14 protein-coding genes are annotated in these 23886 nt (G+C 45.9%); 11 read left to right on the top strand and 3 right to left on the bottom strand.

Going from position 1 to position 23886, the window contains the following annotated elements:
- The first annotated feature begins 348 nt into the window (after positions 1 to 348).
- The 3 genes from HW988_RS04870 to HW988_RS04860 all read left to right on the top strand — a co-directional run bounded on the left by HW988_RS04870 (position 349) and on the right by HW988_RS04860 (position 8726).
- A complete protein-coding gene (locus HW988_RS04870) occupies positions 349 to 5001 on the top strand; it encodes a hypothetical protein (RefSeq protein ID WP_220128797.1) in 4653 nt (1550 codons plus the stop codon).
- Positions 5002 to 5100: 99 nt separating this feature from the next.
- On the top strand, positions 5101 to 7935 hold the full coding sequence (locus HW988_RS04865; protein WP_181606454.1) for a hypothetical protein: 2835 nt from the start codon (positions 5101 to 5103) through the stop codon (positions 7933 to 7935).
- An 89-nt stretch (positions 7936 to 8024) separates the two neighbouring features.
- Positions 8025 to 8726, top strand: coding sequence for an RluA family pseudouridine synthase (locus HW988_RS04860; RefSeq protein WP_181606453.1), 702 nt, complete (start codon positions 8025 to 8027; stop codon positions 8724 to 8726).
- 8 nt (positions 8727 to 8734) lie between these two features.
- Here the strand turns inward: HW988_RS04860 and HW988_RS04855 are convergent, their stop codons facing one another.
- Positions 8735 to 9259: a cysteine hydrolase family protein gene (locus HW988_RS04855; protein WP_181606452.1), complete on the bottom strand. Its 525-nt coding sequence runs from the start codon at positions 9257 to 9259 to the stop codon at positions 8735 to 8737.
- Positions 9260 to 9359: 100 nt separating this feature from the next.
- Here HW988_RS04855 and HW988_RS04850 point away from each other — a divergent pair, with 100 nt between their 5' ends.
- From HW988_RS04850 to HW988_RS04825, 6 genes are all read left to right on the top strand, one after another.
- Positions 9360 to 9965, top strand: a complete 606-nt coding sequence (locus HW988_RS04850) for a hypothetical protein (RefSeq protein ID WP_181606451.1) — start codon at positions 9360 to 9362, stop codon at positions 9963 to 9965.
- A gap of 147 nt (positions 9966 to 10112) precedes the next feature.
- A complete protein-coding gene (locus tag HW988_RS04845; protein WP_181606450.1) occupies positions 10113 to 10631 on the top strand; it encodes a hypothetical protein in 519 nt (172 codons plus the stop codon).
- A 227-nt stretch (positions 10632 to 10858) separates the two neighbouring features.
- Positions 10859 to 11287: a choice-of-anchor D domain-containing protein gene (locus HW988_RS04840; RefSeq protein WP_181606449.1), complete on the top strand. Its 429-nt coding sequence runs from the start codon at positions 10859 to 10861 to the stop codon at positions 11285 to 11287.
- Between the two features lie 261 nt (positions 11288 to 11548).
- Positions 11549 to 14863, top strand: a complete 3315-nt coding sequence (locus HW988_RS04835; protein ID WP_181606448.1) for a response regulator — start codon at positions 11549 to 11551, stop codon at positions 14861 to 14863.
- Entirely contained in the window at positions 14864 to 15700 is an 837-nt protein-coding gene (locus HW988_RS04830; protein WP_181606447.1) for a protein-glutamate O-methyltransferase CheR, read from the top strand.
- A gap of 125 nt (positions 15701 to 15825) precedes the next feature.
- Complete coding sequence (locus HW988_RS04825; protein ID WP_181606446.1) at positions 15826 to 17394, top strand: response regulator; 1569 nt, start codon at positions 15826 to 15828, stop codon at positions 17392 to 17394.
- Positions 17395 to 17584: 190 nt separating this feature from the next.
- Here the strand turns inward: HW988_RS04825 and HW988_RS04820 are convergent, their stop codons facing one another.
- Together HW988_RS04820 and HW988_RS04815 are read right to left on the bottom strand one after the other, a co-directional pair.
- The gene (locus HW988_RS04820; RefSeq protein WP_181606445.1) at positions 17585 to 18478 is read right to left on the bottom strand and encodes a hypothetical protein; all 894 of its coding nucleotides are present in this window, start codon (positions 18476 to 18478) and stop codon (positions 17585 to 17587) included.
- A gap of 3 nt (positions 18479 to 18481) precedes the next feature.
- A complete protein-coding gene (locus HW988_RS04815; protein WP_181606444.1) occupies positions 18482 to 19276 on the bottom strand; it encodes a hypothetical protein in 795 nt (264 codons plus the stop codon).
- A 170-nt stretch (positions 19277 to 19446) separates the two neighbouring features.
- Here HW988_RS04815 and HW988_RS04810 point away from each other — a divergent pair, with 170 nt between their 5' ends.
- On the top strand, positions 19447 to 20598 hold the full coding sequence (locus HW988_RS04810) for a hypothetical protein (RefSeq protein ID WP_255490203.1): 1152 nt from the start codon (positions 19447 to 19449) through the stop codon (positions 20596 to 20598).
- 126 nt (positions 20599 to 20724) lie between these two features.
- Positions 20725 to 23847 (top strand): efflux RND transporter permease subunit, encoded by a 3123-nt coding sequence (locus HW988_RS04805; RefSeq protein ID WP_181606443.1) that lies wholly within the window; start codon positions 20725 to 20727, stop codon positions 23845 to 23847.
- The last annotated feature ends 39 nt before the right edge of the window (positions 23848 to 23886 follow it).

Here is a 23886-nt window from a genome sequence, read left to right as displayed (position 1 = left end):
AGTAATAGGACTGGTGTTTAAAATCAGTGGTGTTTTTTGTGATTGAAAAATGCGAGTAGTTCAAACTCCTAAGCAGAATTCGTCTCACAAAACACATTCCAAAATATGAACTGGAGTCACTGATCAAAATTTATTGACGATTTCTCCTCGGTATATGTTCAGCGATCCTTCCTATTTACCGATTAATTACATATGCACGTATGGGGAACCCGCGAATTTAGTCTCAAAACTGGACTGTCTCAGATAGCTAAATTTCTGGGAATTTGCGCCCTATTGTTTCTTTCCGCCTGCAGTCTGGACTTAAACATCTGGTCTGAACACGGCAACACCTTGACTGGCAAAGTGCAAATGACAGGAATCACTTCGTCTGCCGCATGCGCAGCGGGTGACAAGAAGGCCTACCTTCATCAGCTTAACAGCGATGGCTCTGTCGATGAAACGCCACTGGCATCCGTAGATCTAGATTCCGATTACGGTTTCCAATTTACAAACCTGTTTACGATTGCTCCCACTGCTAAATATTTTGTTAAAGTCGATGCGTGTGGAAAAAAATTAAGCCGTCCCGTGACAGGTATGGAAAATCAAATCGTCAATTACACGACAAGTTTGGTCGGCTTAATCCCGTATGTCCAAGTGAGCGGCGTTAAAAAACTTCAGGATCTTAGCAGTGCTGAACTTGAAACTGTGATATCCTCAATCGCCAACACTCCGAACGTTGCGACTTCTGAATCCATGAGTGAAGTTTACGACAGTTTGACTGCGGGCAGTGGTGCTACACAAAGTGCTCAGGTTGTCTCGACTTTCGGTTTAAACGCGATCACCGATTTAGTATCCATGGTGCCACCTTACATCGACACCCTGACAGCACCAACGGCTTACAACGAGATGAGTTCTGCAAGTCATACCGTAACAGCAGCTCACTGGTACGGCAGTTACTCTGCAGCTTATGAATGGATCCTTAATGGAAACTCTGATGGCAATTCTGCGACATACGCTTTTACTCCGACAAAAAATTCACAAGGGATGAATATCCTTCGTTTGAAAATCGGTACGGATGACGGTGGTGGTTTGATTGACTCGAACTATGCTGTGTTCGATCAAGAATATTCAGTGAATATTTTAAATACGTTCCCGGCGATTGCGCCAACTTTAAGTTTAACTTCTGCGGCCGTCACCAACTCGACAGCCGCCACCATGAGTATTGCAACCGGGGCCCTTCTCGCCAACTGCGACACCTTTTCAACTTTTGCACTTTCTGAAAGTGCAACTTCAAGCGGAGTTGCACTTTCTGATTTTACACGCAGCTGCACCACGGCCGCGGCTCAACCTGAAAGCTACACTTTATCCATGGGCGATGGAATTAAAACCGTTTACCTGTGGGCAAAGGATGCCGCCGGAAATATTTCAACAACTGCGACTTCGATTAGCGTCACATATGATACGACTCCTCCGGTTTTATCTTTGACCGTTCCGACGGCAACTCAAGCCTCCTCTGCTATGAGTCTGGCTTTTACTGCATCAGATGTAACTTCCAGTGTCGCCGTTTTGAAACTGCAGTACTCACTAGATAACACAACGTATTCAGATGTTGCGACTTTGACGGCCGCGACCTCGCCTTACACGGGCTATACTCCAGCGGCTTCCGGATATCTGCGCCTTTATGGTGAAGATGCTGCGGGAAATTCAACAACGACAACTCCAGCGGCTTTCGTATTTGACAACACCCCACCCAATGCCCCGGTAGCCACTTTAACGACTGCCACCTTAACTAATAATCCTGTTGTTGCGTTGACGGTTGCAGACTGTACCGATACCGCGACATTGCTAATAACTGAAACTGCTGGGGCTCCATCTGCGAGCAATCCTGCTTGGGCTGCCTGTGCAGCGACTCCGGTCGTTCATAACTATACGGTTGTGGGTGAAGGCGCGCACACTCTTTATATTTGGGCAAAAGATGTCGCGGGAAATATCTCTGCAACATCTGATAGTAAATCTATCGTACTAGACACGACTCCCCCGGTTATTACTTGGGTGGCTCCGACGACGGACCAAAAAACAAGTGTCGCTGCCACAGTTACATGGCGCGTGACTGATATTCATACGTCTACCTCGCAAAATACCGTTCTTGAATATAGCGAGAACGCGGGTGCGAACTATTCCGTAATTTCAACGCAGGCCTTACCAGCAGGAAGCGCTACAAACCAAACTTACAATGCGACTTGGAATACTGCTGCTACTTTGAAAACAGTAAAACTGAAAGTCACTGTAACGGATGCGGCCGCAAACCAAACGGTCTATATTAAAGACCTTATTGTGGAATCAGAACGCCCGGTGATCAACACACTGACAATTGCAGATGGTGCCGCGGTTGTCGGGCTGGCCTCAGTAAATGCGCAATTGGCTGTCACGCCTTCGACTTCAGCGACTTCTTATATGCGTATTTCTGAAACTGACTTTGATGTGAATACGGACAATGATGTCGGTTGGATGCCGTTTTCGAGTGATATATTCAGTTTCTCGATGGCAAACACACCAGGCACGCACACGGTTTATGCGCAAATTAAAAACAATGCGGGGATCATGTCCCTGACTAAGTCCGTGACTTTAAAACTGGATACTGGCAACCCACCAAGCATCAAAGTTACGTCACCTTCGGGCTCCGGCACTTATTTGCCTGGTAACGTAATGCCAATCACCTGGCAATGTACAAGTAACAGTGCCGATATCGGTCTAGCGACAAAACCGATCTCCAGTATCCAATACACCATCGATGACGGTTTAAGTTATTTTACCATCGTTGATGATACGACTTCGAATCTGCCAGCCTCAGGAACATATAATTGGACGATTCCGGCAACAACACCGGCGGGTGCTACAATTTCTGCATCCACTCCGATTCGTGTTCTGGTGGCATGTAAAACGGCGGGCGGTGTGATCACGACGTCCCTTTCTGCAATTCAAAACTCAGCGTGGCAAATTCTGGTGGGTGACCCGGGGAATTTGGAAACTGGAGTGCATATCAGTGCCGCGGATATTTCAAATTCCAGTGGTGTCTTTGGAGATGCGCAAAACAACCTATACTCCGGCTCTCGTCTGCGCCATGCCATCACGAAAATTGACCGTCAAACGGGTTTGATCACGGAATGGCTCGGCGATATGTTCGTTGAAGGCTGCCCGACAAATTCTGTGGCGAAATTTACCACGCCAAGAATCATCGACATTACTGGTGATACGATGACCATCGTGTCAACGCCTTGTCATACCATCACCCGGATTAAAATTTCCGACAAGAGCATCATCTGGAACAGAACAGTGCCACTGTTGACCGGTGATGATCGCTTGGCAAATTCAGGTCCAAGTTTCGACCAGTATTTGAAATCTGGTTACTATTACTTCCCGTCTCTTTATTCAGACAATATCTCTGCAAACGGTTTCTATGAACTTGATTTGAACAATACTTCAAGTACGCCAAAACTGATCATCGGCAATACTGCCATGTGTACGGACTATACTCCGACAGTCAGCGCATCCGTATTCACAGACGATCTTTCTTTACCATGTAAGTTTGTAACGTCCCCCACTTCGCGTGGTGCGTATATCACGGTTATGCCTGACAGAAGTAAAATCTTTGTGTGGTGGAGAACCGCTGCCAATCAGGCAAGCAAACTTACTTTAACCCAAGACTCTGCGACTCAACGTTATAATATTTCCGCTGTGACGGGATCCGCTTCGGATGGCGATGCGAGCTATTGTTCTCGCGGTGTATTCATGGGCAGCGACACTTCAAAAATATTCTGTATGCAAAATGCACGTAGTGGTCGTGATGTGACGTACATGAACACCTCGACTGCCACTACTGCGGGGGTAAAGACAACACTTGCGACCGACACTATTGATACGATCCAGGTTTCCGTCGGCTCTTCAGACAAGGCTGTTTACGTTGTGTCTAGAGAAACGAATGAACTTTTTGAAGTAAAATTCAATACAACCCTGTCTTCGACAAAAATCGGAGGTAACTCTTTCCTAACATTCGGAAACGGTACAGACCCATCACAGGTGGCATTTACATCTATTGCGGGACTTGGCTATGAGTACGACAGCGGCACCAAAGTGGGATACCTTTATACTCGCGGTATTCGCCATCTACGACGCATAAAACTGAGTGTACCATCTGGTGGCACCGATGTCGCCGTCACGCGTGTTGATACTGCCTACAGTTCTTCTCTGAACGGGACCTTGAATACCTTTGGTACGATCCACGTCGCTCCAGACCGCAGCCTGGCGTACAATGGCTTAGATGGCAGCAGCAGATACACTTGGGCGACTCACGATATGAGTGCCTGGAGTGTGACCGGAAATGCCAACTATGGTACTTCAAGCACTATCTATACAGGGACGATGTATGACTGGGGCTGGACAGGAACATACCTTCCAGACAATAGTTTTTACTTCACTGCGTATTCCGATACAAATTTGTCGGCGAATTTGAAAATATTCAAAGCCAATGGTGGCGGTTCAGGAACTGTTGCTGCTGGCAATGGCACGATCGGGACCTCAACCGTTTCAAGTGCAACGAATGCGACGACAGTTCCCTTGAAACGTATCTATGGAATGCAGCCAGATAAAGATGGCAATCTTTTGGTATTCGACGCCGATAAAATTCGTAAAATTGTTCCGGGCAGCCCAGCTACGATCGTTGACGTGATGGACCTGACTGCTCAAACAAACTATCCCACCGGAAGAATCTGGATTGATGCCGTTTACAATAACGACAACGACGATTTCTATATGGTGGCCAATAACATCGCAACCGGAATCACCGAAGTCTTTAGCTTCCGCCCTGGCGTAGGCTTCCAAACGATTTCTGTCTCTGGGTTGAATCTACCGGGTACTTTACCAGGCAGCAGAGGTAAAGCTTTTGTTCTAAAGATCACACCGCTGGGCCTGGTGATGCAAGACTCGTATAAACGTCGCATTCTCGTCACACCGCTGCTTCCATAATCGCAATTACACTTTGCGGCTTCCGGATTTTTCATTGCTGTTTACACTCAACGAAATATAGTTAACACCGTAATTTATAAACCCAATCCAGAGGTCATAATGCGGTTCTTCTTCGTTGTTTTTGCGTTCTTGCTGAGCTCCCTGACAGCAAATGCCCAAGTCTCTATCATTGATCAAAGTCCGTCCTCCACTCAGTGGAAGACAATTGAAAATGATTTTGTGAAAGTGATCTATCCAGAAACTTTCAAAAGCCGTGCGATTTACGTCGCCAACCTGATTGAGCATTATTCTCAAGTCGTGGGTCTTTCCTTCGGAATTAAAACTCCAAAAAAAGTCACATTGATCATTCGTGACCAGATGGCAGAGCCCAACGGCTTCGTAACTCTGATGCCTCGCCGCACGGAGTGGTACGGCTCAACGACATTCTCCCCGATCGTGGGTTCGACAGAATGGTATCAAACACTTTCCATCCATGAATACCGCCACGTTCAACAGTTCGATGCTTTTAGCCACAACACAGTTGATTATTTCAACTGGGTGTTTGGTGACTTGGGTATCGCCCTTGCTGACTCTTTAGTTAACAAATCCTGGATGAAGGAAGGCGACGCCGTTTATGCGGAAACGAAATTCACGGATGCAGGCCGTGGTCGCTCGCCGCGTTTCTTAGCCCGCCTCAAAGCACTTCTTTTGGGCCGTGCGACACCGACTTACGATCAATTCATCAGTGGTACCTACCAAGACAGCCTGGTTAACCAATACGTCTATGGATACATTCTGATTTCTCGTGCTTATCAAAAGTACGGCGATGATTTCTGGGAAAAAATTAACGAAAAAAACAGTCGTGGTCCTCATCCTTGGAGATTTGAAAATGCCTTCAAAGATATTTCCGGGACTTCATTCAGAAAATTTTATTACGAATCCTTTGACGAGCTTCGCAAACAATGGGCTAAGGATTCTTTCCCGGGACTTGAGAAAACTGAGTTCTCCGTTGCGACAGATCCTAAATTCCAGGATGGAGCGATTTACTTTGTTCAGTATGACTTAAACAAGCTTCCGGCACTTTACAAAAAGACTGCTAATGAAACTGAAAAAGTTGTCGAGATTCCTTACATGGATGACTTGGGTCGTCTGGACTATTCTGCAGACCACGCCGTCTACAGCGAGTTCTTGCCACATCCACGTTATGGCTTTCAGGGCTATTCAGATCTGGTGTTGGTGGATCTAAAATCTGGCTCTCATAAATACATGACTTCAGATTTGCGCGTTTACAACCCGCACTTCGGTCATGATGGCAAAACTGTTTTAGCGACTGAGTACCTACAAGACCAAACTTGGCAGATCGTTGAGTTTGATCTTTCTGGAAAACGACTTCGTTCGTTGAAACTTGCGAATTTGAATCTGGTTGAAGCCGTTGCCTTGGATAAAGACAAAGTCATAGTCTTTGCTTTGGATAAAGCCGGCTACCGCTCGATGATTCAAGCAAGCTTTGGCTCTGACAAGTTCACAACGATTTTGCCAGGTTCTCGCAACAACATGTTCTCTTTGCACAGCAACGGCAATGGCGATGTGTTATTCGAGGCCCAATACAAAGGCGCCATCGAAATTCTAAAGTTTAATTCAACTTCACAGGCTTTCTCGCAGTGTACACAAAGCAAGATTGCTTCTTACTCCCCGACATTTGCGGGTTCTGAATTTTACTATTCAGAGCAGTTCCCCTACGGAAACCGTATTCAAAAAGGTTCTTTGAACGATTGTAAGCCGATTGCTAAAACAGAACTGATTGATTCCAAATATCTTGGCGATAACCCAAGTGATGCCTACAACAAGTTTCCTGAAGTTAAAATCGCAGATCAATTGAACTACGATACTAAAAACGCTTCTAAGTATCATGAGGAAGATTACAGCGGCTTTGACGCCCGTGCCTTTACTCCGCACAGCTGGAGCTTCTTTGCTTCTCGTGGATTCGGCCTGACAGTTATGACTGACAACTACCTAAGAGATTTCGGAGCCACTGTTTCTTTGGGTAGCGATGGCGAAGAAAACGTTCCGTACACGTCCTTGAAAGTGGATTTCAAACGCTACTGGCCCGTATTAAGTCTTTTGGGTGATATTCGCAATCGTAAGACGAATGTGATGAACTCGGACCCCGAACAAGACCTAACATGGCGTGAGGGTTCTTACGGCGTGGGCATGTTGCTTCCATATCAATTCAAACATCACATGTATTCTGGATTTATGGGCTTGGGCTACTCCGCAAAAATCCTGCGCACGGAAAGCTACCGTGTTGATGATGTCGGCGTTGCGGGCACCGGGTCTTCGCAATATGTTGATCAAACTGTGAACTTCCAATTCTCTTACGCAAAAGAAGCTCAGACACGTGCGATTCTTTCTCCGTGGAGCATTACTTTGCTTGCTGAATACGAAGATGCTTCGACAATGAACGAAGAGTCTGTACCAGGGTCTTATCGTACTTACGGAAACTTGGCAGTTACCACTCCGGGGATTTTCCGAAATAACAGCATCCTTTTAGCCTTCAGCGGCCAACAAGGCGAAGAAGGCACGGGCCATTATTTGTTCGCGCCTCCGGTTATCAATCCCGTGGGCTACGTTTACTCTCGTGGTTTCGATTACAAAACATCTGATAAATTTGCGAAGGCAAGTTTCAATTACATGTTTCCGATCGCTTATCCGGATTGGAATGCGGGCCTGTGGATTTACGTAAACCGCATTTACGCAAATTTATTCCTGGATAACACAAAATACACAGCCGAAGGTATCGAGTACAACCTGAAGAGCTCAGGTGCAGAGTTGATCTTGCAATCGAAATTCTTCCGCGTCCTGCCACTGAGCTGGGGTGTTCGTTACATCCATAAAGCAGATCCTGACCAGGACGACGTGGAACTTTATGTAGGCACTCAGCTGACATTGTTCTAATTCTCGGAAATCAGGAAAATATTTGCCGAATTTACGGCATCCCTCATAAATTACGTGCTCCTTGGTGCAAGACCTGCTACCAAGGAGTCATGCCAGCTCCTAAAAAGATCCCTAAAAAATATCAACCCAAAGGTTTCGAAATCCTGCACGAGGATTTGGATATCATCGTGGGTAACAAATCCCCGGGGATCTTAACTGTCGCAGCCAAATGGGAACGCGAAAACACGGTTCACGGTCTTTTGAATCAATGGGTTCGTAAGGGCAATCCCCGTTCCACCAAAGTAGTCCATGTGGTTCACCGTCTGGATCAGGCCACTTCGGGCGTTTTGGTTTTTGCCAAAACCGAAGAGGTCATGAATTACCTGAAAGACAATTGGAAATCCTTTAGCAAAACCTATTATGCGATTGTTCATGGGAAGCTTGAGAAAAAAACTGGCATTATCCAAAGCTATTTAAGCGAAGACGAAGATTATGTGGTTCACTCCAGCCAGGATTCAGAAAAAGGTAAGCTTGCGATCACTGAATACACGGTTTTAAAAGAGACCGATAAATTCAGCCTTTTGAAAATCAATCTGTTAACGGGTAAGAAAAATCAGATCCGCGTACATCTGTCAGGTGAGGGACACCCTATCGTGGGTGATACCAAATACGGAAAGCCGAACTCGCCGTTTAAGAATTTGTTCCTGCACTCGGCAGCGCTTGAAATCAATCATCCGCACAACAAAAAGCGTATGCAGTTTAAAGCACGCGTTCCCGCGTACTTTAAAACACTGATCGATTTCGAATATTAATTTTAAATTTAGGCCTGAATTTCAGAAACAGCCCACAGACTGATCAGATCACCAAGGCCCGCATTCACGCGTCTAATGATTTGCTCAGCCGTGCCTTCGTGCGAAGGATAAGTGCTGTGAGTATCACTTACCAGCGTCACGCCATAACCCAACTCACAGGCTTTTCTGCAAGTGGCATCAATACAGTACTCGGATTGAAGACCTGCAATAATAAGTTTGTGAATACCTTTTTTCTTAAGGGTCGAATGAAGTTCTGAATCCGTAAAGGGATCGGGATGATGCTTCTGTACTATTAAATCGCCATTTTCAATGACGAGATCGGAATGCAGCATCCAACCCTCGGTACGAGTTTCATCGGGATCCCCTGGCTGTCCGTTGTTTTGCACAAAGATCACCTGAGTGCCTGAAGCACGAGCCAATTCCAAAAGTTTTTGGACGTTTTCAATCAGCGCATCAGCTTCATAAACGGGATTAAAGGGAGCAAACATATTTGCCTGGACATCGACTAACATTAAAGCAGTGTTCAAGTTCATGGGAGCTAGAATATCTCATCCTGGCCCAATAGACCACCTCTCTCCTCGCATCCGGCACAAAGACTTGCTTAGCCCCACGATTCATCTAGAATAAAGGAGAATGTTTGAATTCAATCGCAAGACATTTACTATCGGCGCCCTGATCCTGGCAGCTATCCTGTATTGGAGATCTCGTCCCGTGACTGTGGCCGACGGTGTGCTGATTCCTGAAGACCCCATTCAAGAAGAATTAAATAACAGCGATAAAAAGCCGATCCGAATTGATGTCGGTGTTGCCGAACCTTTAGCGCGATATAAAATTCGCGCCCGCGTGCTTTCAACAAATCGATATTACTTTGATCCGGGTTCGGGCATCTCTCCGATTGATCTTGCCCTGGGTTGGGGACCGATGTCGGATTCAAAAGTTTTAAATGAGTTAAGTATCGGTCAGTCACTTCGTTACTATCACGTGCGCTGGAAAAACCCGCCGATCTCAGAACAAGAAATCATGCGCCATAGTGCGAACGTACACATTATCCCCGCAAACAAAATTATCCGTGACGTTGTCGTGGGTCTTCGCGAAGGTAATTTGATCGAACTTACCGGAAGTTTAGTTATGGTGAGTACCAAAGAAGGTGGCGAATGGAGAAGCTCCCTCAGTCGCGATGACACCGGCGCTGGCGCTTGTGAATTGATGCATGTGACGTCAATTCGTGTCCTTAATTAACTTTTGTAAACGTCAAACAGCAAAACGCAACCAAGATGAAAAGCCATTGAAAACCAAAAGGTATATTTTCGTCGTCTGCTTGACCCTTTTACTGAAACGTTCGTAGAACAACTCCACGATTAATAAAAATCCGATGGAGGATATCACATGAAATCAGTTCTAGTTTTGCTAGCTACTTTGTCTCTTTCTTCAGCTTTCGCTGCACCAAACGAAGATTTGACTCTTCCAGGTGAGCGTTGGATGTCTAAATTCACAGCTTACGTTTGTGACGATGGCAACACTCAAACACAAACAATCCCTGCTGACTTCGCAGCTTTCAACGTTCAGTTGGCAACGGCTACTACAGACTACTCTTTGGACAATCTTTTAATCAAAGGTACATTCTCTGAAGAAGGTTGTGTTTGTAAATACTCTGCTCTGGTATTCGCTGACAATGCCGCAAAAACGGCTCAACTTGTTGATTCTCGCGCTTACGCTATCGAAGGCACTTCTGCCTGCACAGCGGGTAAAGCTTTCCTTGATGCAGCTTTGAAATTGAACAACTACAAATACCTTCACGGTCGCGCTGCGATCTACGTTCCAGTTTCAGATGCCGCTGCTCAATGCGGCGCTGGTGCATCAACTGTAGGTTTGCACTTCCAAGTTACTGGTAAAATCCAACCGTAATTTTTAAAGATTCATTCTTTAGAAAAAGCCGCTGACTGAAAGGTCAGCGGCTTTTTTTGCTTTAACAAATTGTCGACGATCGTCCTCAAAGAATTCTGTCGGATCCCAAGTCCCATCAGGACTCATGGCTGGCGACGGCATCATCTGAATTCACCAAGTCTGGGAGGAAAATAACATTTTGCCTGGGCACTTTGTGATGTCGATGATGAAGGAAAAAGGGGGTCCCAGTGAAAACGCTATTATTTTTAACGGCGGCATTTATGATATCTGTTCCCGTTTTTGCCCAAGAATCCTATGAAGAAACTTTGACCGATCACGAAGAGCACACCATCACCGTCAATGAAGATTCCGTCACCGTTCAAGAGTCCTATAACTATAACTTTGGTTTCGTCAAAAAAGGCAAAAGCGAAAGTGCGCGCTTTCGTGTTCGCAACAACGGCAACTATCCGTTTTACATAAACGATATAGACACTTCGGGAAAAGCATTCAGTCATAAAGAAAACTGTGGCGGTGTTTTATGGCCGGGCCAATCTTGCAGAGCCACTGTGAAATTCGCTCCGAAACAAGTTGGGCAGTTCAGCGGAAGTTTGCATTTTGATTTGATAGGACGATCAGATATTTGGGTTTTCCTGCGTGGGTGGGGTTACAACTATTAGCTGGAAAATTTGAAAATTTCGGCGGCAAAAATCCGGACTTCGCCGCCATATCTGACTTTCGACTTTGTATTGGACCACAAAACAAAAACAACTACATCAGCGACTCCATTTGGCGATTTCTTCAAACATTTTTCTCCGTTGTATAGCAATTGTTAAAACATTTTTACAAGTTCATTTGCACGCCGAGTCGTAGAGGACAAAATTCACAAAAACCCACGAGTCGGCCTTGGCGATTGGCGCTCTGTTAGTTACAAGGGCGCTATGAAACAATTCACGAATCGAAGCGTAACTGGGTTAAATTCAGCATTCCTGTTCATCGTCGCGATCATGGTTTTGAATTCCGTTTTCTTATACTCGGCCTTTCAAACCGTAAAAAAGGACGAACAACGAGTTTTGCACTCTAACCAAGTCGTGATTGAAATTGAAAGTGTCATCTCATTCGCCAAGGATGCGGAAACCGGCATGCGTGGCTTTTTGCTGACGGGCAATAAAGAGTATCTTGAGCCCTACTATGCAGGTATCGCAAATTCTGAGGCCGCCATTGCCCGCCTCTCCGGTTTGATTACCGATAATCCTAACCAGGTGGCTTTACTAAAAAGTCTTGAGAGTGTTTTAAAATCTCGCTTCGAAGTTCTTGAAGAAAACGTTCAGCAGATTCAAAAACCAGGTCCACTCAGTCGCAAAACGACTTTGAATGAAGGTAAAATCCTGATGGACCAAGCCCGCGGCTTTGTGACAAAGATGCACGCCGAAGAAAAAAGACTTCTGGATGTCAGACTTGAGGAAGCAAGCAGATCGCAAATTTACGTCATTATTTCTTTGATCGGTTCCTGCTTATTAAACATCATTCTGGCTGCCACGGCTTACTATATTATCCGTCGTCGTCAAATCCTGCAATCCATCGAGGCCCAGGCACGCGAGCGTGAATTGGCGTTGAAAACTCGCTTGGCAGAGATTTCCCAGATCTTGGCAATGGACTATGACTCCGAGACAGTTTCGAAAAAAGTTTTAGCTTTCATAGCAGATGAACTTCGCATCCCTGCCGGCAGCATGTATGCACATCGTGGAGATCATTTAGAAAGCACAGCGCACTTTGCGCGCGTGACGGACAACTCTGCAGCGGCCCCTTTGCAACAGGTTCCCTTGAACGTAGGTTTGGTGGGTGAGGCATACCGCAAAAACGAAATCGTCGAAATCAACAATATTCCGGCAAATTACTTCTGGGTGGGATCAGGTTTAGGCAAGGCTCAACCGACATCTTTGGTGTTAGTTCCACTATTCGCCCTTAATAAACCAGTCGGCATCATGGAGCTTGCATTCTTCCAGCCTATGAGCGAGCGTCAGCGCGACTTCTTGGTACAATCTTCAGATTTAATTGCTACGGGCCTGGCTTCAGCGGAAAGCCGTGGATATTTAGAAAATCTTTTGGATACAACTCAACTTCAAGCCCAAGAACTGCAAACTCAACAAGAAGAATTGCGTTCGGCCAATGAGGATTTGGAAGAACAAGCCCGCATGTTGGAACGCCAACAAGATGTTGTGAACACGCGTAACACGGAGCTTGAAAAAATCAATCAATACAAATCAGATTTCCTGGCGAAAATGTCGCACGAACTGCGCACGCCATTGAACAGTCTTTTGATTCTGTCCACCCTGCTTCGTGAAAACAAAGAAGGTAACTTGTCAGAGCAGCAGAAAAACTTTGCCGGTACGATCTATGATGCCGGCAATGACTTGCTGAATCTGATCAACGATATTTTGGACCTGTCCAAAATCGAAGCACGAAAACTGGTCATCCGCTCTGAACGATTCTCTTTAAAAAGCATGACGGACCAATTGCTTTCGACATTTAAACCGCAGGCCGAGAAAAAAGGTCTGGCGATTCGCGTGATCTTGGATTCCACGGTCGAAGATCTGGTCATGGAAACCGATGCTCAGCGCCTGGGCCAAATCCTGCGCAATTTCATGTCAAACGCCGTCAAGTTCACGGATATGGGTTCGGTTGAAATCAAAGGACACAACTTTAAAAATGGTTTCGTTGATATCACCGTCAAAGACACAGGCATCGGCATCAAACCTGAACAGCGTCTGACAATTTTTGAAGCCTTTGAACAAGGTAATAACCAGATCAGCCGTAAATACGGTGGCACGGGCCTGGGCCTGACAATTTCTAAAGAACTATCTGAACTCCTGGGAGGTCAGATCGTGGTGCAATCCGAAGAAGGCAAAGGCAGTGAGTTCACCATCCGTCTGCCAATCGTCTTACCGGGTGAACTGACAACTCCATCCAAGACTCAATTGGATATCAATATCTCTAAGGGCATCAGCTTTGATCAAGAGCTGCGCTCAGCTTCTTCCGAAGAAGTTGACAGAATTTTGAAAGCTGTCCATGGCGAAAAAAGAACTCTTCTTATTATTGAAGACGATGAAAAGTTTAGCGCCTTAGTAGCGGAAGCTGCGAAAGACCATGAGTTCACACCGGTTCAGGTGAATTCAGGTGAGCTGGCTCTGCAACTTTTGGATAAATTTACTCCGACCGCCATTATGCTGGATATTAAACTTCCGGGCGTTAGTGGATTTGGGGTTTTGGAGTCTTTAAAAAAGATTCCTCAACTTCGTCATGTACCCGTGCATATGATTTCCGCTTTGGATTATCCTCAGCAGACTTTGCGCATGGGAGCGATGGGATACCTGGGTAAACCGGTGACCATGGATCAAATCCACGGCGCAGTGGCGCAGCTTAAAACTGTTGCTGCTGAATCCACCAGAAAGCTCTTGATCGTTGAAGACAATCAAATTCAACGGGAAGCCATCGTGGCCTTACTGCAGGCTCCAGATATTGAATTGACTTCTGTCGCTACTGGCGAAGAAGCGTTGAAAGAAGTTTTAGCTCGGCATTTTGACTGCCTGGTTCTGGATTTGTCATTGCCAGATATGACCGGCAACGACTTTCTGGAAAAACTGAATGAATTGGATCACCCGCTTCCTCCAGTCATCGTCTATACGGCGAAACAGGTTAGCAAGCGCGAGGAAGAATACCTGCGTAAATACTCCGAAAGCATCATTCTAAAGGGCGCACGTTCGCCGGAAAGACTTTTGGATGAAGTCAGTCTTTTCCTTCACCGCGTATCAGACACTCTGCCATTGCAGCAACAGCAGATTTTGTCGGATTTGCAAGGTGAAGAGAATTTCGATGGCCGTAAACTTTTGATCGTCGATGACGACATGAGAAATATCTTTGCACTGACTCACGTTTTGGAAAGCAAAGGCTTTAAAGTCGATGCGGCTCGTGACGGCCAGGAAGCTTTGGATATGGCGGGTAAAGATGGATCCTATGATGCAATCTTGATGGATTTAATGATGCCACGTATGGATGGTTTTGAGTCTATGGAGCGTATCCGTGGGCTGCTTGACCATAAAGACACTCCGATCATCGCCTTGACTGCCAAAGCGATGAAGGGCGACCACGAAAAAGCTCTCGCGTCCGGTGCCAATGACTATCTTTCTAAACCGATCAACATTGGAAATTTAGTATCGGTATTGCGGGTGTGGTTGCATGAAAGGGACGTGTTTTAGATGACAGTTGAAAACGTCCAACGTCACTTATTGCTGGAGGGGATTTTTCTGAAATACGGATTCGACTTCAGAAAATACACCGAAGCGTCTGTGACCCGACGTATTGACGTTATTCTGGGAAAACACGATATCCCCACAGAGGCAGACCTTTTGGCGCGCTTACTGACCGATGAGGGGTTTTTTAGAAAAATCATGCCGCTTTTCACGGTTAATACCAGTGAGATGTTTCGTGATCCCAGTTTCTTTAGAGCACTGCGAACTCAGGTCATCCCTGTGCTCCGCACCTATCCAAATTTAAACATTTGGATCGCAGGATGCAGCACGGGCGAGGAAGTCTATAGTTTGCAGATTTTGTTGCACGAAGAGGGACTTCTGGAAAGAAGCACCATCTATGCAACAGACATCAATCCCTTGGCGCTAAAAAAGGCTCAGGATGGTGTCTATGACCTGGAAGGCATTCGCGTATTCACTAAGAACTATGTGGAGTCAGGTGGAACCAAATCCCCTTCTGACTATTACACAGTTCATTATAACCGCGCTCGAATGAATCCAGAGCTTCGTGAACGAGTTGTGTTTTCAGAACACAACATGGCCACGGGCGAAGGCTTCGTTGAAGCCCATTTGATATTATGTCGGAACGTGTTGATTTACTTTAACCGCGAACTTCAAGAGAGAGTGTTCAAACTTTTTTACGAGTCACTCGCGTCCCGCGCTTTCCTGGGATTGGGAAGCAAAGAGAGCATTCGATTCTCCGCCTGTGCGGAAGGATTTGATGAGCTTAATAAGGATGACAAAATTTATCAGAAGGCGCGCACACCACTCACCTTTTATAAATGATGTTTAGATTGCATTTTAGTAACGATAAAATGCTAGAAAACAAACGGAAGTTGGTCGTTAATTATTCAACATGAAAATTCTGAAAGTAAGTGTCGTGAGGGCAGAATTCAGGATGAAGGGGAAACGTGGACAAAACGAAGATTCTTATTGTGGATGACAACCCCGAGAATATCTTTGCGCTGAGCGAATTGATCAAGGCTGATGATTTGGAGCTTATTACGGCGAACAAGCCCGAACAGGCGTTGTCGTTACTTTTAGATCACGACTTTGCACTGGCATTACTGGATGTACAGATGCCTGACATGAGTGGTTTTGAACTTGCCCAGTTTATTCGTGGCATTCAAAAGACTCGTCACTTGCCGATTATTTTTGTGACGGCCCAACAGCAGGATCAAAACATTATCTTTAAGGGCTATGAAAGTGGCGCCGTCGATTTGATGTTTAAACCGTTGGACCCCTATATCGTGCGCTCCAAAGTTCAAACTTTTATTTCTTTGGATCGTCAGAACAAACTTTTGAAGGCTAAAATGGAAGAGGTGGAATTCCTGCGCAAACGTGCGGAACAAGCAAACCTTTCCAAGTCTCAATTCCTGGCAAACATGTCCCATGAAATCCGCACTCCCCTGGCTTCGGTTTTGGGTTTTTCGGATGTTTTGGTTCAAGAAGACTTAGGCGAGGCTGAAAAACAGGATTCCCTGGCAGCGATCCGCCGTAACGGTGAATTATTGCTGCGGTTGATTGATGATATTTTGGATCTTTCAAAAATTGAAGCGAACCAGCTTCATTTTATGAAGGCGTCTTTTAACTTTGACGATTTGCTAAAAGATATCGCAACTACTTTGGGACTTAAGGCTTCTGATAAAGGCATCGCCCTTGAAGTGGAAGCCAAAAATCCACCGGGGCTTTTCTATAAATCTGACCTTGAACGTATTAAACAAATTCTTTTAAACGTCACTGGTAACGCGATTAAATTCACGGCCCAGGGCTCGGTTAAAATTCTTTGCTATATCCAACCCGATCGCAATCATCACGACCGCGTGATTTTTGAAATCCGTGACACAGGTATTGGAATTTCCGAAGAAGAATCTAAAAAACTTTTCCAACCCTTCAGCCAGGCGGATATTTCGACTCGCAAACAGTATGGGGGCACAGGTTTGGGATTAGTTATTTCCCGCGAACTTGCCAAATCCATGGGTGGAGATTTGAAACTGATTTCATCGGCACCAAATGTCGGTTCGTTCTTTGAAGTTTCGATGCTTTTAGAAAAATCCCAGGGCACCAACCAAACGATCGAGCAAAAGGTGGAATCATTAAACAAAGACATTGATTTGCAGGGTGCAAAAATCCTGGTGGTGGACGACGTCAGTGACAATCGCCTGCTGATTGATCGCTATATGCGCAACACGCACTCGGAAATCCTGCAAGCTGCAAATGGTCTTGAGGCAATTGAAATCATGGAAGGACACAATCCTGACTTGATCTTGATGGATATTCAAATGCCCATCATGGATGGGTACGAAACAGTTCGCCGCATCCGTGCTGCTGGTTACACTAAGCCTATCATTGCTTTAACTGCCCACGCGATGAAAGAAGAAGGCCAAAAATGTATGGACGCCGGGTGTGATGGAGTTCTTACTAAGCCGGCACGCCGCAAGGAGCTTCTGAGTAAGATTCAGGACGTTCTTGTGACTTAGTTCACGGATCTGCCTGGCCCCTGCCCTAGGGGACTGCTGTTCCGTCGCCACGCCATCCATGGCTCACTGTCGCCCGCCTTTGGCGGGTGCGCGCATCCAGCGCCGACAGAGGTCGACTGCACAGCAGTCCCCTAGGGCAGGTGCCAGTCAGACGCGATCTTAATTTCATTCGTTTAAATTTTGTCGAAGCCTATGCGGCTTTAGAATCTTGCAGGGAACTTAGCCAGTGGTTGAGTTCTTTTGTTTTTGCTTCGTTGAGGTCGGCGTAGTCGAAGAAATAAGTATCTTCGTTTTTCAGTTTAAGTTTGGTTCTGACCTTGAGATTTTTGGTTAGGATTAGATCTACTTCTTTGTCTGTTATTTCAATTGGTGGGGCTTTTAGGCCTTTGATTTGGATGCCCTTGTTGGAAATTGATACTAGTTGGCCCCAGGGGTTTTGGCCGGCGAATTGGAATAGGACTTTTCTTCTCACTTGCGGGATTTTTCTGTGTCTTGGTTTTGCTTGAACTTTTGGTTGCAGGACGACTACTTTGCCTGGGGTTGTTGGTAGTTCTGTGGGTTGTAGTTTTCTTACTACGTCTTTTTTATCCATCGATTGTTTTTGTGTTGGTTGCACTGTTGCCGTCATGACGGCTGTTGAGGTTACTGGCTGAGTCTTTGGAGTCTCTTTGGGCTTTTGAACGGGCTTTGTGTTTTCTACTTTAAACACCAATTGATCGGCGATGAACATGAAGACAGCGATGTTCGTCAGGAAAAATGTCCATGTGAGGCCGCTGGATTTTACGTGTTTGAAGTCTGATACTTGCAGGGCTATGTAGCCGCCTAAGAGTGCTAGTGCGAATTTCCAAACGGATCTTGAGCCTCTTAACATCAAGAAGCCTATCGAAATAGTCGCAACATATAGAATCTGATTAAATACCGAGCCGGCGGCTATGATTCTTTTGAACATGTCGAAGGTCCACTGACCATAGACTCCGTCGAGGGTCGACATTTTTGCTAGAGTGTTGCCGAAAGGTGCCAAGACAAGGGCTGCGCCGAAAGTTTGGATGACGGCTTTTTTTTCCAGGACTCGGGTTAGAAACATTGTCTACCCCGCGGCCTCTTTGTCGTCGACAAAGCGCATTTCCACCACTTCAGCGTTATCGCCTGAGGGAATCGGTTCAGAGTCAGTTTGAGCAGGCTGATTTTTTTCTTCACGGCGTGATTGCAAAGCACCACTGGTCGCGATGACCAGGCAGATCGCCAACGGGTCAAATACCGAGACAAAAAGCATGATCAGGTATTTTACGACCGTATCAATTTCAAGATTGAAGGCTTTGGCGATAAATACCAACGGACCGACTTTTTTATTTAACTCGATCACATGCAAATCACTTTGCGTGATCTGCACTTGCAGGTTTTCGATTTGCTTCGTAAGGGCTGCGATACCGGGTTCGATTTCTTTGCGGGTTTCGATTCTTTTCGTCACACGCGTAACAGGAATTTCATCAACGGCTTTATTTAGACGATCGATTTCAGCGCGAGCACTCGCCTGCTGAGTTTTCAAAGAACTCACTTTGATTGCTTCTGCGGTTAATGCGGTACTTGCCGACTGATAAGCATCAGAAAGGAAACCAAAAATACCCAGGGAGGTGATCGCACTTAAGATCACAACGGAGCTGACAAGGTAGGTTTTAAGAAAGGCATTCAGATGATTCCAGCGCTGATGCAAGTACGCTGCGAGAACGAATTTAGAAAGCTCTAGCGATCCCGCCATTAACATGACGGCTGTTGCTGCACCGGAAAACAACGCTGCAAGACCGACAATTGAAAATGCCGCGCCCAACATCGAAACCGATATGGCAGAAAGAATCAGACCTATCACACACCAAAGAGCAATCATGACTTTCTCTTCGGAATTGTGAGGTTCTTGCTTGATCAAACTTTGATGAATTCAGGCCATAGTCCAGGTCCTGCTTTGGATTCATTCGTTGGTCCAGGATGTCCGCCGTTTACTAAAGGAACACTCTGAATAAACCGATTGGTGATTAAGAAAATAAAGGAACTAAAGCTATGAAATTCATCCTCAGTACATTCCTTATCTTGTTGAGCGCACAGGCTTTTGCGCAAACCACTTACCGCGCCATTCAACCTCTGGGTGCCATTTCAAAAGGCTCGCAAATCTCTGTTAAGTCTGTTGGAAATAAAAATACTTTCTTTAATCCCAACCAGACCGACTCCACAACGGAATCGGGCTTTAAAACAGTTTCCAACGATTCGCTGTATGAAGTTAAATCCATTAAAAACAATGATACATCTCCCGACTCCACGACTTTAAAGTCACTGGCAAATAGCGGCGATCTAGTACTGAACAAATCCTCACTGAACTCGGCGGATCAAAGCTGTGTCACTAAGGGTACTTGTACTTTGACTTACGATGCACCGGTGTATCAATCCAGCAAGTTTAACTTTTTCGATTGGTTCCTTAATCTGTTCGGCATGGGTGATAAACCTAAATCGTTAGTTACGCCAACAGATATCACGGATCCAAAATCTTCTGCCGCAGCAGCGTCAACTGCCTTGGTCACAAATACCAACCGCGCCCTGTCTGGTCAGGACAATGTGTGTGCCGATCTTCCGGATTCAGTCAAAAATGATCCCACATTCAAATGCGGTCTTGATATGGCCTTAGAGGCTCACAAGAAAAACAAAGCTTCCGGAAAAGTTACGTCCGACACTTTCATTTTCAATGACTTCGCCGACGGTGAAATGACCGGAAAAATGTACTTCTTTAACTCCCAAGGCCAAGTGGCACAAGTCCTCGATAAAAATCCAATTCCCGTCTCTCGCGGGGCCGGCGGTTTCGGAGCAGGCACAAGCTCCCAAAAAACACCCAACGGAGCTATCGTTACCCGCAGATATGCCCCTCCTCGGACCGCAAATATCAAGGACGGAATCGAGCTGGATGGCCTTGAAGCAGGTAATAAAGACATACATGGCCGTGGCGTTCTGCTCCATGGATGGAATCCCTACACATTCACCGCTGGGTGCTTAGGTGTTCAGGGAACTTTCGAATCACGTAAACTTGGCTATGCTGATGAAATGGGTGGGCGCCCTCTTTATTTAGATCAATTAAAATCAGGCCTACTTAAAGATGGCGGAGTCATGATCTATAACTTCACTCCCTCTAAAGTTCGAGAAGGACTTTGCCGCAACCGACGATAGCTTGCATTTACATACGCCCAATAAGTAAATGCCAAGTACATCGGCTTGCTGATTTCGATTTTGCTTTGGATCCTGAATTTAGATTCTGTTGTCTTTTTCCGGCGACCTGATAGTTTCCGCTCCACTATGTCACCAGCATTACTTTCCGTTCGCCAACCCGTTTTTATCTTATCAATTGTCATTCTGATGCTTACGCTAGGTATGATCTCACTAAAAGGTCTTCCTATCGATTTGTTTCCCGACGTCACGTTCCCTACAGTTGTTGTACAAACGACTTATGGTGGTGCGGGTCCTCAGGAAATCGAAACCGAAGTCACCAAAGTTTTGGAAGATGAGCTTGCCACGATCTCTGGCGTGCAAAAAGTTTCTTCGCAAAACATGGACTCAGTTTCTGTGGTCATGGTTGAGTTTTCTTTGAAAACAAATTTGAACTTTGCGGAACAAGAAGTCCGCGCGAAAGTTCAAAACGTTATGCGCGAACTTCCCGATGATATCGACCAACCGGTTATCCGTAAGGTCTCCCCTTCTGATGCTCCGATCATGTACATCACCCTGCTTTCGGATATGGAAGACGGGAAACTTTATGACTTAGCTAAAGAGGTCATCTCCCCGCAGTTCGAGCAGGTCCCACAAGTGGGTCAAGTTGAGATCCTGGGGGGTCGTAAGCGTGAAATCCATGTGAGTCTTGATTATAACAAATTGAACGCAGCCGACGTTTCTGCAACCAGCATCAATGGAGCTTTGCAATCCGGTGGTCGTAACGTGCCTGCCGGTAAAATTGACGAAGGCAACACGCAGTACTCTTTCCGTACGATTGCTCAATATCAGTCTATCGCAGAAATCGGAAATACAGTTCTGCGTTTGGCCGACGTATACCACCCGGTTTCAATTAGCACTTTAGGCAAAATCACTGACACTCTTCAGGACGAGTCCACTCGCACACGCTTGAACGGTAAAAAATCTGTGAACTTTGCGATCTATCGTCAATCGGGAGCGAACTCCGTAAAAGTTGCCGATGATATTCGTGCGAAAGTAACAAAAATCAATCAACAGCTGACGGATCAAAACATCGCAGCTTCGATGAAAATCACTCAGGACACGAGTAAGAAAATCCGTGATAACGTTTATGACGTTTACGAATCGATTTTATTCGGTATTATCCTGACGATCATCGTGGTTTATTTCTTTTTGGGTTCAATGAAGTCCACGCTGATCACCGGATTCGCTTTGCCGAACTCCCTTTTGGGCGCGTGTATCGTGATGGGTATCTTTGGGTTCTCGATCAACATCATGAGTTTGCTTGCGATGTCGTTGGTGGTAGGTCTTCTGGTGGATGATGCCATCGTCGTGCGGGAAAACATTTTCCGTAAACTGGAAGCCGGTATGTCCCCTAAAAAGGCTGCCGTGGTAGGTACTCAAGAGGTGACCTTGGCGGTTATCGCGACAACTTTAACGATCCTTGCGGTGTTCGGCCCCATTGGAAACCTGGAAGGTATCGTTGGTCAATTCTTTAAACAGTTCGGTTTGACGATCTGTTTTGCGATGATCGTATCGCTGTTTGACGGTTTATTTGTGGCCCCTGCTTTGTCTGCTTACGTTGCGGGTTCACACTCTCATGCAGAGCCAACTTCTAAATTCGGTATTTGGAACAAAAAAGCTTTGAAAGCTTTTGACCGCTTCCAATCTCGCTTGGAGGAAAAGTACGTAAAATCACTTAAATGGTCCTTGGCTCACCCCATGAAAACTATCTTGGGGGCTGTCGGAATCTTTATCTTCTCGATCTTTATCGCACGCTTTGTTCCGTTCACGTTCTTGCCACCGCAGGATAACGGTGAGTTCTTCGTGATGTTCGAGCTTCCTCCTGGCGCCAGCCTTGATGGTACGGATGAGGTTGCCAGAACACTTGAAGACCGCTTGAAAAAACACAAGGAGATCGAAGATGTCCTTGCCCAAATTGGTTCTTCTAATGGTGAAGCCCACAAAGGGAACTTGTACATTCGCCTGGTGCCTTCAAAGCAACGTAAGAAAAACACGACGCAAATGAAGGAAGTCCTACGTGACGAATACAAAGACTTGCTTGCGAAGTACAACATCATCGTGACAGACAATCCGGGTCAGCAAAACAGCCGTCAGTTCAACGTGAACATCGTCGGTCAGGACATGAATGCTTTGATCGAATACTCGAACAAAGTATTGGCGAAGCTTAAAGAAAATCCAAGTTTGTCCCAACCGGATACTTCATTCCGCGTGGGTAAACCAGAGTTCCAAATTAAAATGAAGCCCGATATCGCCAGAATGTCTGGTGTGACTTTAACAAGTATCGGGAACGAGCTTCGTACTTTGATCGAAGGTCTGACACCTGCGATCTATCGTGAAAACGGCGTCAGCTATGACGTGCGTGTTCGTTTGCAACCAGATCAACGGGACTTGCGTAAAGAGTACGGAAATTTGAAAGTTCCGAACTTGAATAATCGCTTGGTTCCATTGGCAAACGTGGCGGAAGTGAAAGCTTCCCAAGGTCCTTCACAAATTTTGCGTGAAAACCGCAATCGTTACATCCAGCTTTCTGCTGACATCACTCCGGGTGGTAAAGGTATCGGTGGTGTAATGACTGAACTGACTGCATTGACGAAGGGGGAATTAAAACCGCCTGCTGGCGTGACATTCAGCTTCGTGGGTGAGGCAGAGCGTTTTGCGGAGCTTATGCAAAACATCCTGGTCTCTATGGGCTTGGGTGTGATGTTTATCTATCTGGTTCTGGCGAGCTTGTATGGATCATTCATCACTCCATTTACCATCATGGCAGTTATTCCATTGGCAGCCTGCGGAGCCTTCCTAAGTCTATTTATCACGCGTTCAAGCTTTGACTTGTTTTCGATGATTGGTTGCGTGATGTTGATGGGTCTGGCGACTAAGAACTCGATCTTGTTGATCGACTCGACGATGGAGCAGCAAAAAGAAGGCAAAACACCGAAGGATGCGTTGGTACATGCGGGCTTTACCCGTCTTCGTCCGATCATCATGACTTCTTTAGCTTTGATTGCGGGTATGATCCCGGTTGCGATTGGTCTGAATGAGGCTTCTAAATCCCGCACAAGCTTAGGTATCGTTGTTATCGGTGGTACGATCAGTTCCACTTTGCTGACTCTATACGTGATTCCAGCTCTGCACTTGTACGTTCACAGATTCTCGGTTTGGTTCATGGCGAAGTATCACAAAATCTTTGGCCACGACGCGACTGAAGTTTAAATCCGAAATTAAAAAAAAGGGAGCCACTTCGAGCTCCCT

Origin of the sequence: Bdellovibrio sp. KM01, from assembly GCF_013752535.1 — a bacterium.
Taxonomy (GTDB): Bacteria; Bdellovibrionota; Bdellovibrionia; order Bdellovibrionales; family Bdellovibrionaceae; genus Bdellovibrio.
Note: the sequence above shows the minus strand (reverse complement) of the source record. Positions and strands in the feature narration are given on the sequence as shown.

Coding starts and splice junctions, on each gene's coding strand:
- HW988_RS04865 (WP_181606454.1), top strand. CDS start 5,101: ATGCGGTTCTTCTTCGTTGTTTTTGCGTTCTTGCTGAGCTCCCTGACA.
- HW988_RS04870 (WP_220128797.1), top strand. CDS start 349: ATGACAGGAATCACTTCGTCTGCCGCATGCGCAGCGGGTGACAAGAAG.
- HW988_RS04820 (WP_181606445.1), bottom strand. CDS start 18,478: ATGTTTCTAACCCGAGTCCTGGAAAAAAAAGCCGTCATCCAAACTTTC.
- HW988_RS04810 (WP_255490203.1), top strand. CDS start 19,447: ATGAAATTCATCCTCAGTACATTCCTTATCTTGTTGAGCGCACAGGCT.
- HW988_RS04845 (WP_181606450.1), top strand. CDS start 10,113: ATGAAATCAGTTCTAGTTTTGCTAGCTACTTTGTCTCTTTCTTCAGCT.
- HW988_RS04805 (WP_181606443.1), top strand. CDS start 20,725: ATGTCACCAGCATTACTTTCCGTTCGCCAACCCGTTTTTATCTTATCA.
- HW988_RS04850 (WP_181606451.1), top strand. CDS start 9,360: ATGTTTGAATTCAATCGCAAGACATTTACTATCGGCGCCCTGATCCTG.
- HW988_RS04815 (WP_181606444.1), bottom strand. CDS start 19,276: ATGATTGCTCTTTGGTGTGTGATAGGTCTGATTCTTTCTGCCATATCG.
- HW988_RS04855 (WP_181606452.1), bottom strand. CDS start 9,259: ATGAACTTGAACACTGCTTTAATGTTAGTCGATGTCCAGGCAAATATG.
- HW988_RS04830 (WP_181606447.1), top strand. CDS start 14,864: ATGACAGTTGAAAACGTCCAACGTCACTTATTGCTGGAGGGGATTTTT.
- HW988_RS04860 (WP_181606453.1), top strand. CDS start 8,025: ATGCCAGCTCCTAAAAAGATCCCTAAAAAATATCAACCCAAAGGTTTC.
- HW988_RS04835 (WP_181606448.1), top strand. CDS start 11,549: ATGAAACAATTCACGAATCGAAGCGTAACTGGGTTAAATTCAGCATTC.